Origin of the sequence: Variovorax sp. J22R115, assembly GCF_030317005.1 — a bacterium.
In the GTDB taxonomy this organism is placed as follows: Bacteria; Pseudomonadota; Gammaproteobacteria; order Burkholderiales; family Burkholderiaceae_C; genus Variovorax.
Genome location: NZ_JASZYM010000007.1, coordinates 279,501 through 290,388, shown reverse-complemented (window position 1 = coordinate 290,388; position 10,888 = coordinate 279,501). Strand labels below are relative to the sequence as shown.

The 10,888-nt window shown below is 66.4% G+C and carries 11 protein-coding genes; 4 read left to right on the top strand and 7 right to left on the bottom strand.

Annotated elements, in window-relative coordinates; all coding sequences use genetic code 11:
- Window positions 1-14: 14 nt before the first annotated feature.
- From ftsA to QTI04_RS14800, 4 genes are all read left to right on the top strand, one after another.
- Window positions 15-1,244, top strand: coding sequence for a cell division protein FtsA (gene ftsA / locus QTI04_RS14815; RefSeq protein WP_286567997.1), 1,230 nt, complete (start codon window positions 15-17; stop codon window positions 1,242-1,244).
- Between the two features lie 265 nt (window positions 1,245-1,509).
- Window positions 1,510-2,715 (top strand): cell division protein FtsZ, encoded by a 1,206-nt coding sequence (gene ftsZ, locus QTI04_RS14810; RefSeq protein WP_286601797.1) that lies wholly within the window; start codon window positions 1,510-1,512, stop codon window positions 2,713-2,715.
- Between the two features lie 79 nt (window positions 2,716-2,794).
- Window positions 2,795-3,718, top strand: a complete 924-nt coding sequence (gene lpxC / locus QTI04_RS14805) for a UDP-3-O-acyl-N-acetylglucosamine deacetylase (protein ID WP_286601798.1) — start codon at window positions 2,795-2,797, stop codon at window positions 3,716-3,718.
- Between the two features lie 17 nt (window positions 3,719-3,735).
- Window positions 3,736-3,912, top strand: a complete 177-nt coding sequence (locus tag QTI04_RS14800) for a hypothetical protein (protein ID WP_286601799.1) — start codon at window positions 3,736-3,738, stop codon at window positions 3,910-3,912.
- Here QTI04_RS14800 and ruvC read toward each other — a convergent pair.
- The 7 genes from ruvC to QTI04_RS14765 are packed head-to-tail and all read right to left on the bottom strand — an operon-like array spanning window position 3,909 to window position 10,875.
- Window positions 3,909-4,457 (bottom strand): crossover junction endodeoxyribonuclease RuvC, encoded by a 549-nt coding sequence (gene ruvC, locus QTI04_RS14795; RefSeq protein ID WP_286601801.1) that lies wholly within the window; start codon window positions 4,455-4,457, stop codon window positions 3,909-3,911. The genes QTI04_RS14800 and ruvC overlap by 4 nt on opposite strands.
- A gap of 7 nt (window positions 4,458-4,464) precedes the next feature.
- Window positions 4,465-5,529 (bottom strand): phosphatidate cytidylyltransferase, encoded by a 1,065-nt coding sequence (locus tag QTI04_RS14790; protein WP_286616280.1) that lies wholly within the window; start codon window positions 5,527-5,529, stop codon window positions 4,465-4,467.
- On the bottom strand, window positions 5,530-6,318 hold the full coding sequence (locus tag QTI04_RS14785; protein WP_286616279.1) for a lysophospholipid acyltransferase family protein: 789 nt from the start codon (window positions 6,316-6,318) through the stop codon (window positions 5,530-5,532).
- Between the two features lie 20 nt (window positions 6,319-6,338).
- Window positions 6,339-7,088, bottom strand: coding sequence for a transglycosylase domain-containing protein (locus QTI04_RS14780; protein ID WP_286616278.1), 750 nt, complete (start codon window positions 7,086-7,088; stop codon window positions 6,339-6,341).
- A complete protein-coding gene (gene aroE / locus QTI04_RS14775; RefSeq protein WP_286616277.1) occupies window positions 7,085-7,927 on the bottom strand; it encodes a shikimate dehydrogenase in 843 nt (280 codons plus the stop codon). Before aroE ends, QTI04_RS14780 begins: the two co-directional genes overlap by 4 nt.
- Before the next feature lie 10 nt (window positions 7,928-7,937).
- Window positions 7,938-8,795: an energy transducer TonB gene (locus QTI04_RS14770; RefSeq protein WP_286601807.1), complete on the bottom strand. Its 858-nt coding sequence runs from the start codon at window positions 8,793-8,795 to the stop codon at window positions 7,938-7,940.
- 19 nt (window positions 8,796-8,814) lie between these two features.
- Window positions 8,815-10,875 carry a ribonuclease catalytic domain-containing protein gene (locus QTI04_RS14765; RefSeq protein WP_286616276.1) on the bottom strand — a complete coding sequence of 687 codons (2,061 nt, stop codon included), beginning with the start codon at window positions 10,873-10,875 and terminating at the stop codon, window positions 8,815-8,817.
- Between the last annotated feature and the right edge of the window lie 13 nt (window positions 10,876-10,888).

The window sequence follows — 10,888 nt, the reverse complement described above, 5'->3', positions numbered from 1 at the left end:
TTAGAGGAAGCTTCATGTCCAAAGAGTACAAAGATCTCGTTGTCGGCCTCGACATCGGCACCGCCAAGGTGATGGCGGTGGTAGCCGAGGTGCAGTCCAACGGCGAGCTCAAACTGGCCGGTCTCGGCATCGCCCCGAGCAACGGGCTCAAGCGCGGCGTGGTGGTGAACATCGACGCCACGGTGCAGAGCATCCAGCAGGCGCTCAAGGAAGCCGAGCTGATGGCCGACTGCAAGATCAGCCGTGTCTACACCGGCATCACCGGCAGCCACATCCGTGGCATCAATTCGAGCGGCATGGTCGCGGTCAAGGACAGGGAAGTCACGCCAGCCGATGTAGCCCGCGTGGTCGAGACGGCGCGCGCGATCAACATCTCCAGCGACCAGCGCTTGCTGCTGGTCGAGCCGCAGGAATTCGTGATCGACGGCCAGGACGTGAAGGAGCCGATCGGCATGAGCGGCATGCGCCTGGAAGCGAAGGTGCACATCGTCACCGGCGCGCAGAGCGCGGCCGAGAACATCATCAAGTGTGTGCGCCGCTGCGGGCTCGAGGTCGACCAGCTGATGCTGAATCCGCTGGCTTCCAGCCAGGCAGTGCTGACCGAGGACGAGCGAGAGCTCGGCGTGGTGCTGGTCGATATCGGTGCCGGCACGACGGACGTCGCGATCTTCACCAACGGCGCGATCCGACACACGGCCGTGATCCCGATCGCCGGGGACCTGATCACCAGCGACATCGCAATGGCGCTGCGCACGCCGACCAAGGACGCCGAAGACATCAAGGTCGAGAACGGCTATGCGAAGCAGCTGCTGGCCGATCCTGACACGCAGGTCGAAGTGCCGGGCCTCGGCGACCGCGGCCCGCGCATGCTGAGCAAGCAGGCGCTGGCCGGCGTGATCGAGCCGCGCATCGAGGAGATCTTCTCGCTCGTCCAGCAGGTGATCCGCGAGTCGGGCTATGAAGAAGTGCTCTCTTCGGGCGTGGTGCTCACCGGCGGCAGCGCGGTGATGCCCGGGATGGTCGAGTTGGGCGAAGACATCTTCCTGAAGCCCGTGCGTCGCGGCATCCCGAAGTATTCGAGTGCGCTGTCGGACATGGTCGCCCAGCCGCGCGCCGCGACAGTGATGGGCCTGCTCGAGGAAGCGCGCTACGCACGCCTGCGCGGCTTCAAGGTTGCACAAAAGAACGGTTCCGTGAAGACGGCTTTTGGCCGCTTCAAGGACTTCATCGTGGGGAACTTTTGATGACCCCCAGGCTTGCCCACTGCTTGTGGTCGCCCACCCCCTTGCAGGGGGCAACGCCGGCGGACCGGCGGAGCCGGATCCATGGCGTTTCTGGAATGGGGGCGCTGCGATGAATGCTTTTCCCCTTTGGCTGGCCCGTGCCGGGCCGCCGCGTCATTTCAACGAGCGATGGCGACGAACAGGTCCACCGCCATAAGCGTTCTCGGTTCCAACAACAAATTCATTCGCAATCAAACGGCAACTGCAAATTCAAGGAGTCAGAAAAATGGCTATCGAAATGATCGAGATCGAAGAGTTCAACCAAGGTACGCAGATCAAGGTGATCGGCGTCGGCGGCGGTGGCGGGAACGCGGTCGCCCACATGATGGAGCGTGGCGTGCAGGGCGTGCAGTTCGTCTGCGCCAACACCGATGCTCAGGCCCTGTCGCGTAGCAATGCGCACAAGACCATCCAGCTCGGCACCAACGGGCTGGGCGCCGGCAGCAAGCCCGAGAAGGGCCGCGACGCCGCAGAGGCGGCGATCGACGACATCCGAGAGTCGATCGCCGGCGCGCACATGCTGTTCATCACGGCCGGCATGGGCGGCGGCACGGGCACCGGCGCTGCGCCGGTGATCGCGCGCGTCGCCAAGGAAATGGGCATCCTCACGGTGGGCGTGGTGACCAAGCCCTTCGATTGGGAAGGCGGCCGCCGCATGACCAATGCCGATGCCGGCCTGGCCGAACTCGAAGCCAACGTCGATTCGCTGATCGTCGTGCTCAACGAGAAGCTGCTCGACGTGCTGGGCGAGGACGTCACTCAGGACGAAGCCTTCGCGCATGCCAACGACGTGCTCAAGAACGCCGTGGGCGGCATCTCGGAGATCATCAACGAGTACGGCGGCGTGAACGTCGACTTCGAAGACGTGCGCACCGTGATGGGTGAACCCGGCAAGGCCATGATGGGCACGGCCGCCGCCAGCGGCCCGGACCGCGCGCGCATCGCCGCCGAGCAGGCCGTGGCCTGCCCGCTGCTCGAAGGCATCGACCTATCGGGCGCCAAGGGCGTGCTGGTGCTCGTGACCGCGTCGAAGTCCTCGCTCAAGCTGAGCGAATCCAAGCTCGCGATGAACACGATCCGGGCCTACGCCTCGCCTGATGCGCACGTGATCTACGGCGCCGCCTACGACGACAACCTCGGCGACGAGATGCGCGTCACCGTGGTCGCGACCGGCCTCTCGCGCCAGGATGCACGCCGTCAGGCACCGACGCTCGAAGTCATCCGCACCGGCACCGACAACATCCCTTTCAACGTCCCGACGCTCGGCAGCGGACATGGGCATGCAAGCAGCCAGCCCAACTACGACGGCATGGCCGTGCCCAGCGTGTGGCGCACCAATCGCACCATGGCCGCGGCCAAGGTGGACGCGCTGTCGTCGGGCGGCATGGACGATTTCGAGATCCCGGCCTTCCTCCGTCGCCAAGCCGACTGACGGGTTCCCGGTGGAGGCTATTGCGGACATAGCGAGGCGGACGGTGCGCCGGACGCCTCGCGCTTCTAAAATCTCGCCCGTGCTTCCACAAAGAACCCTCAAATCCATTACCCGTGCGGTAGGCGTCGGCCTGCACAGCGGGCAGCGCGTGGAACTCACGCTCCGGCCGGCGCCGGTGAACCACGGCATCGTGTTCCGCCGTGTGGACCTGCCCGAACCGGTCGAGATCCCGATGACGGCCGAGGCCGTCACCGACACCCGGCTCGCCTCGACCGTGTCGTCGGGCGGCGCCAAGGTCCAGACCGTCGAGCATCTGATGTCGGCCTGCGCAGGCCTCGGCATCGACAATCTGCAGATCGACATCACGGCCGACGAGGTGCCAATCCTCGACGGCTCCGCCTCGTCCTTCGTGTTCCTGCTGCAAAGCGCGGGCATCGAACTCCAGAGCGCGCCTCGCCGTTTCATCCGCGTCACCCGGCCGGTCGAGGTACGCGAGGGAGAGGGCGCCGATGCCAAGTGGGCACGGCTCGACCCGTACCATGGCTTCAAGCTCAGCTTCGAGATCGATTTCGACCATCGCGTCGTCAACTCGACCGGCCAACGGGTCGAGTTCGACCTCGGCAGCGGCTCCTACAGCCGCGACATCGCGCGCGCACGCACCTTCGGCTTCACCAAGGAAGTCGAGTACATGCGGTCGAGGGGACTGGCGCTCGGGGGCGGGCTCGACAACGCGATCGTGATGGACGACACCAAGGTGCTCAATGCGGGCGGGTTGCGCTACGACGACGAGTTCGTCAAGCACAAGATCCTGGACGCGATGGGCGACCTCTACGTCATCGGGCAGCCGCTCCTGGCCGCCTATAGCGCCTTCCGCTCGGGCCATGCGCTCAACAACAAGCTGCTGCGCGAACTGCTCGCGCACGACGACGCCCACGAGATCGTGACCTTCGACGATGAGAAGCGCGCACCGGTCGGCTTCGCCGAAGTCGCCCGCGCCTGGTAGCCCGGCCCCTCCATCCGATGCTGATCTTCCGCTGGGCCATCCTGCTGCTGCTGCTCGTGGCCGGGATGTCTTTCGCGTTCTATGCCGGCACCGGTCAGCTCAAGTACCGCCGCTTCGGCTGGATCGTGCTCAAGTGGACCTTGCTTGCAGCCTTCGGCTTCTTCGCGGTGCTCATTGCCGAGCGGGCGTTCTAGCGCGTCCGCCCCTGTCGATACATCCCGCTGGTGCTCCGCCCAAGCGCCGTGGCTTGCCCGAGTCGCGCCATCGATGCTCCGACGTGCGCATGCGTGATCGCGATGCCCAGTGCATCGGCCGCATCGCTGCCGGGCACGCCGGGGAGTTGGAGAAGCCGCTTGACCATCTCCTGCACCTGCGCCTTGGCGGCGCCTCCATGGCCCGCGACGGCCTGCTTCATCTGCAGGGCCGTGTATTCGGCCACCGTGAGGTTGCTGGTGACCAGCGCGGTGATGCAGGCACCGCGCGCCTGGCCCAGCAGCAGCGTGGATTGCGGATTGACGTTGACGAACACGATCTCCACTGCCGCCGCATCGGGCTTGTAGCGCTCGGCAATCTCGCCGATGCCGTCGAAGAGCACCTTGAGACGCGCAGGAAGTTCGCCGCGTGCCAGGTGCTTGGTGCTGATGGTGCCGCTCGCGACGTAGCGCAGCGCATGGCCGTCCATGTCGACCACGCCGAAGCCGGTGGTCTGCAGTCCGGGGTCGATGCCGAGGATGCGCATCAGAGGCTCACACGTCGAAGTACCAGCGCACCGCGTGGAAGAAGACCGGCGCGGCGAAGCAGAGCGCATCGACGCGGTCCAGCAAGCCGTTGGCGCCCGTGACGCCGACACCGCGCCGGCCCCAGTTGGGGATGCCGCGGTCGCGCTTGAGGGCCTTCATCACGAGATGGCCCATCGAGCCCGCTGCGCAAGCGATCAGTGACATCGCGAGCGCCTGGCCATACTTGAACGGGGTGATGAAGGAAAGAAGCGCGCCGACCACGCTCGCGATCGCCATGCCCAGCGCCCAGCTGGTCCAGTTGAAGCTGCGGCTCACGTTCGGTGCGAAGGGCGGCTGCATGAAGAGCCAATACTGGGCCTTCGCCAGCCAACCTCTGGGCGGCTCCGGCGGTGGCGCGCCTTCCACAGGCATTGTCTTGCGGCGCGAAACCAGGTGCTGCACCAGCATGCACGTCTGCACCACGAACACCAGATAGAAGACAAGGAACGCGTTCTTGCCCTGGTAGCCCGGAAAGGACAGCAGCAGGAGCGCTGGCACATGGCTCATGCCGTAGACGCAGACCATTATTCCCCATTGCAGCTTGGCATTGCGCTCGAGGAAGTGGCTCGGATCGTCGGCCAGCGCGCTCACGACCGGAATCGCGAGGAAGACGTACACCGGGATGAACACAGTGAACAAGTCGAAGTGCGCGGTCGCCACCAGCCAGAACTGGATCGGCAGCACGACGAAGAAGGCCAGGATCAGGCTGCGGTGGTCGCCGCGCCGCGTCGGCGACAGGGTGATGAACTCGCGCAGCGCGAAGAAGGAGATGAGCGCAAAGAGCAGCGTCGCGACCTTCTCGCCCAGTGCCCAGCCGACCCAGAACACGATCACCATCACCCAGGTCGTGCGCAGCAGCGAGCGGAAATGTTGGAGCTCGCGCTGCCAGATCTCGTCGTGAACCGGGTTGCGGCGTTCCCTCAAGCTCAGCAGGAACACCATCGTGCTCACGACGAAGAGCAGCCCGAACACGATGAAGAAGAGCGCGGCGACCTGATGGGTCGATGAAAGATTGCGGAGGTACTGGTTCATCTAGACCTCACGCAGCGCAACCACCGCCTCGCGAGCCCGATCGAGAAAGGGACGGCGCTCTTCACCTTCTTCCAGCTGGATCGGCGCGCCGAAGGTGACCGAGCAGAGGATTGGCACCGGCACCACTTCGCCCTTGGGCATGACGCGTTGGACGTTGTCGATCCAGGCCGGCACGAGCACCACTTCGGGGAACATCTGCGCAAGCGTGAAGAGGCCCGACTTGAATTTCTGCGGCATGCCCGTGTGGCCGCGCGTGCCTTCGGGAAAGATGATGATCGAGTCGCCGCTTTGCAGGGCCTCGATCAGGGGCTGCAGTGGCGCGAGTGCTTCGAGGCTGCCGGGCGTCGCGGCCGGTACGGGCTCAGCGGCCGGCTGCGACAGCGGCAGCTCGCCCTGTGACGTCCATGGCTCGACGGGCGCCGGGTCCGGCGGCGGGACGTCGTCGAACGACGGTTCGATGCGCTCGGCAGGTGGCTGCGCAGGCGGGGCGGGAGGCACCACCGGCGCACCGCCACCCCGCTCGACGTAGATCGCGTTGAAAACCTCAGTCGTGATCCAGCGCTTGAAGGGCGTATTGGCCCAGTAGTCGCGCGCGGCGATCGGGCGCGTGATGCCGCGCAGTTCCTCGGGCAGGGCTGCCCAGATCATGACGAGATCCAGATGGCTTTGGTGATTGGCGAAGTAGATCCGCTGTTCGGCCTTGGGCGGGCAGCCCCACCACCGCGCCTGGGCGCCGGTGAGCAACCGGATCAAGGCCAGCAATCCCCACCCCGTGAACTTGGCAAGCATGAGGCTGATGATAGGTTGAGCTAAGGCAGTTCGGCGGCGGGCATCCGCGCCGCGATCGTGGCCGACCGGCTGGCGAGATAGCTGGAGCCCAGTCGGCGTTCGAAGGATTTCGGACTGGGCAGCATCACGGCGAGCCGTGCCGCCTCGCTGACGGTGAGCCGGGAAGCAGGCTTCCTGAAGTAGTGCTGGGCGGCTGCCTCGGCACCGAAGATGCCTTCGCCCCATTCCACATTGTTGAGGTAGATCTCCAGAATGCGCTGCTTGCTCAGCATCACTTCGAGCGCCATGGTGAGCACCAGCTCCTGGCCTTTGCGAAGCAGCGTGCGTTCGCCGGAGAGCAGCAGGTTCTTGGCCAGTTGCTGGGTGATGGTCGAGCCGCCGCGCAGTTGGGGCGCGCGTGGCTCCTTGCCCCGCGCGCGCATCTGGGCGGCGCGCCGGGCGGCGATTTCCTCGGCCTTGGCGTTGCGCTGGCGGGCGCGCTCGATGGCTTCCCATTCCACGCCCTGGTGGTAGATGAATTCGCCGTCCTCGCTGGCGATCACGGCGCGCTTGAGCGAGTCGGAGATCTGCGCATACGGGACCCATTGCTGCTTCCAGTCGCGCTCGCCGTTGCTGCGTCCATGGACGGCGACCTGCCATGCCTCGGAGCGCTGGAATGCAGTGGATTCGGGATCGATGGCCGCCATCGCGGCGATCCGCAGGATGAAGAAGAGCTCGAGCGCGAAGGCCGCGATCAGCAGGCAGCCCAGCCAGCGAAGAAGGGGCTTCACTTCGCGTCGACGATGGCGCGCAGCTCGGCCAGCACCGTGGCCGTGGGCGGCCGGACGCCGCGCCAGGTCTCGAAGGCTTCGGCCGCTTGCTCGACCAGCATGCCGAGTCCGTCGCGCGGCAGGGCGCCGTGCGCGCGGGCCCACGCCATGAAGCCGGCCGCCGCGGGGCCGTACATCATGTCGATCGCAAGTGCACCGGGCTTCAGCACGCTGCCGTCGACCGGCACCTCGCCGCCAGCCAGGCTCGACGCCGTGGCGTTGACCACCACGTCGAAGGTGCCGGGCACGGCGCGGAGTTCCTGCGCTTCGAGTGCGACGTGGTGCTGCAGCGCGAGTGCGGCGTGGCGCTGAACCAGCGCGATGGCCTTGGCGAGGGTGCGGTTGGCGACCACGACGCGGCGCGGCCCGGCCTCCAGCAGGGGACCGAGTACGCCCGCGGCGGCACCGCCTGCGCCGAGCAGCAGCAGCTCGCTGCCCCTGATCGCCACGCCCGCGTTCAATGCGATGTCGTTGACCAGCCCGATGCCGTCGCTGTTGTCGCCGTGGATGCCGTCCCCGCGAAAGCTCAGCACGTTGACGGCGTGCGCGAGGGTGGCGCGCGGCGTCAGGTGCTGCGCAAGCGCCGCCGCATCGAATTTGAAGGGCACAGTGACGTTGCAGCCGCGCGCCGTGCCCGATGGGTCGGCGCGAAACGCCGCCACGGCATCGGCGAATCCGCCGATCGGCGCAAGGCGACGACCGTAGCTCAGCGCCTGACCGGTCAGCTCGGCGAAGCGCGCATGAATCCAGGGTGAGCGGCTGTGCTCGACCGGATTGCCCATCACGCAGTACAGGTCCATGGCGTCTCGATCATTGTCTGGACGAAAGCTGCGTCTCGAGCGTCTCGTCGTGGGTGAACTTGAAGCGCGAGGGCAGCACGATCTGGTCAGTCTGCCGGCGCATCGCATCGGTGAACTTGCCGAAGCTGCCGACGCTGCGCACGATCGCCTGCGCGCGCCGGTCCAGCAATCGGTTGCCCGAGCTTTCGACGACGTCGGTGGCGAGGATCGAGCCATCGTGGTTGACGGTCACCATCATGGTGAGCTCTCCGTACATCTTCTTGCCCGCGGCCTCGGGGAAGTTCTCGGTGCCGCGCACCTCGATCTTCCGGCGCAGCGCATCGACGTACGCCGCATAGGCCGCTTCGCGCGTGGCCGGGCTGATGTAGCGCTTCTTGGGTCGGGCGTTTTCTTCGTTGACGCGGCGCTCGATCTCGGCGAGCAGGTTGACGAGCTGGCGGCGCTTCTCCTCGCGCGCGGCGGAATCGCTCGGGTTGCCCTGGCTGCGCGGGTCGGGCACCGGCATCGATGCGAGCTCCTGCTTGATCTGGGCCAGCAGCAGCATCTGTTGCTGCTGCATCGCCTCGACCTGTCGCTGCTGTTCTTCCATCGCGTCGCCGACGGCCGTGAAGGTGGAGGGCGGCAGCGGACTGGTGGCGCGTCCCTTGTCGAGATCGCCGCCGCCGGCCAGAGATGCCTGGGCGATGGCTTTCGCCTTGTCGGGGCGTTCGTTGGTCTTGGCGTTGACCAGAATGACCTCCAGCGGCGTCTCCTTGAAGACGCGGTTGAAGGACTCCGGGTCGACGAAGCGCACCGTCAGCAAGGCCGCATGGGCGACCACCGACAGGCCAAGCGCAATCTGCAGCGTGCTGAAGTCGCGCAGGTTCATGGAGCGGTCTCCCTAGGGCTCATACCGGTGTGTTCTCCGGTGCAGCCTCGCTGTCCGCGAGGTCGACGGCGATGGCGATCGGGCCGGCGACTTCTTCCTCGTCCTCGCCGGCTTCGTCCTCTGGCGTTGCTTCGGTGGGCGCCGCATCGAGGCGTTCGATCACGGTGCCGTGCACGTCGAGCGCGATCTCGTCGATCTCGCCAAGCTTGACGCGCACGCGCGCGCCTCGCAGCAAGCCTTGTGTCCCCGTGACCTGGAACACCAGCGGGAGTGTGTCGGCCCGCACCAGCGCGCCGTTCGGCACGTCCTTGACCAAGATCGCGTCGAGTTCGGTGATGCCCTGCTGCTGCAAATACTTGAGCGTCCAGAAGCGCTCCATGCCGCCCTGGTGCGCGTTGAAGGTGCTGTAGGCCGCATCGAAGCCCGAGAGGATCGAGAACAAATCCGCATCCTTCGGCTTGAACGGCGCCGCCAGCGCAGCGGTCTTGCCGTGGCGCGCCGCCGCGATGATCTGCCACTGGTTCACGAGATCGGTGTAGCGACGCAGGGGCGAAGTGCTCCACGCGTAGCTCTTCACGCCGAGGCCGGCGTGCGGCAAGGCACGTGTGCCCATCCGCACCTTGATGCCCGGCGCGAGGCTGGCCTGGCTGCGGTAGAGGCCGGGCACGCCGAGTTCGCCGAGCCAGCCGCCCCAGCTGCTGTTCGCCAGGATCATCGCTTCGGAGACGATCAGGTCGAGCGGCGCGCCACGCTGGCGGGTTGTGATCCGCACTTGCTCGTTGCCGGTGGGCTCGCCATCATTGCCGACGAGTCGGAAGTTGTAGTCGGGGCGGTTGAAGCTCTCCGGCTTGCCGCGCACCACTTCGCGCTGCGCCTTCAGTTGCTTCGCCAGCCGGAACAGGAAGGACAGCGGTTCGCGCACGCGCTGGGTGACCTCAGGCGTGCTGTCGGCGTTGACCGATGCGTCCTCGAGCCACTCCTGCGTGACGACGCTGTCGAGCTGGTCGTGCCGCAGGTTGGCGACGATCGGCACGCGTTCGAGTTTCGTTTCGGTGCCCTTCAGGGCGAGCGAGGTTTCGTCGAAGGTCGCGTAGATGGAGACGGCCGGACAGTCGCGACCTTCCTGCAGGGTGAACGCCTCGACCACGTGATCGGGCAGCATCGTGATCTTGTGGCCGGGCATGTAGACCGTCGACATGCGCGCACGCGCCACCTGGTCGATAGGGCTGCCCGGCACCAGCGCGAGACCCGGGGCGGCGATGTGGATGCCGACGACCACCGTGCCGGTGCCGATGCCCCGAACCGACAACGCATCGTCGATTTCGGTGGTCTGCGAATCGTCGACGGAAAAGGCCTGCACGTCGGCCAGCGGCAGGTCATCAGCGATGACGGGGGCGCTGAGCGTCGGAAAGCCGGTGCCCTTCGGGAAGTTCTCGAACAGGAAGCGGCGCCAGTGGAACTGGTAGGACGAGTCGATGGCGCCGGCACGCTTCAGCAGGTCGAGCGGCGCACGCTGCGTGGCGCGGGAGGCTTCGACGACGGCCTTGTATTCCGGCGCGTTCTTGTCGGGCCGGAACAGGATCTTGAAAAGCTGCTCGCGCACCGGCGCCGGGCACTCGCCGGCGGCCAGTTGGGTCGACCACTCGGCGATCTGCGCCTGCACGGCCTTCTTCTTCTCGATGGCGGCCAGCGCCTGCTGGACGATCTCGGCCGGCGCTTTCTTGAAGCGACCCTTGCCGGCGCGGCGGAAGTAATGTGGCGCCTCGAACAGCGCCAGCAGCGCCGCGGCCTGCTGCACGAGACTCGGCTGGGCCTGGAAATATTCGGTGGCAAGTTCGCCGAAGCTGAATTCACCCTCGGGCGCGAACTCCCAGGCCAGGTCGAGATCGACCGTGGCCGCCATTGCGCGCGCTTCGGCCAGCAGTTCGGGCGGGGCCGGCTTCTCGAAGCGCAGGACGATGTTGGCGCCTTTGACCTTGACGCGCTTGCCGGTCTCGAGCTCGACCTGCGCCGAGGCCTCGGCCTCCGACAGGATGCGGCCACCGAGGTACTTGCCGGCTTCTTCGAACAATACAAACATGGCGCGGATTGTC

Bases quoted from the DNA above. Each gene is read 5' to 3' on its own strand.
- ftsA (WP_286567997.1), top strand. From the start codon at position 15: ATGTCCAAAGAGTACAAAGATCTCGTTGTCGGCCTCGACATCGGCACC.
- ftsZ (WP_286601797.1), top strand. From the start codon at position 1,510: ATGGCTATCGAAATGATCGAGATCGAAGAGTTCAACCAAGGTACGCAG.
- QTI04_RS14800 (WP_286601799.1), top strand. From the start codon at position 3,736: ATGCTGATCTTCCGCTGGGCCATCCTGCTGCTGCTGCTCGTGGCCGGG.
- ruvC (WP_286601801.1), bottom strand. From the start codon at position 4,457: ATGCGCATCCTCGGCATCGACCCCGGACTGCAGACCACCGGCTTCGGC.
- QTI04_RS14790 (WP_286616280.1), bottom strand. From the start codon at position 5,529: ATGAACCAGTACCTCCGCAATCTTTCATCGACCCATCAGGTCGCCGCG.
- QTI04_RS14785 (WP_286616279.1), bottom strand. From the start codon at position 6,318: ATGCTTGCCAAGTTCACGGGGTGGGGATTGCTGGCCTTGATCCGGTTG.
- aroE (WP_286616277.1), bottom strand. From the start codon at position 7,927: ATGGACCTGTACTGCGTGATGGGCAATCCGGTCGAGCACAGCCGCTCA.
- QTI04_RS14770 (WP_286601807.1), bottom strand. From the start codon at position 8,795: ATGAACCTGCGCGACTTCAGCACGCTGCAGATTGCGCTTGGCCTGTCG.
- QTI04_RS14765 (WP_286616276.1), bottom strand. From the start codon at position 10,875: ATGTTTGTATTGTTCGAAGAAGCCGGCAAGTACCTCGGTGGCCGCATC.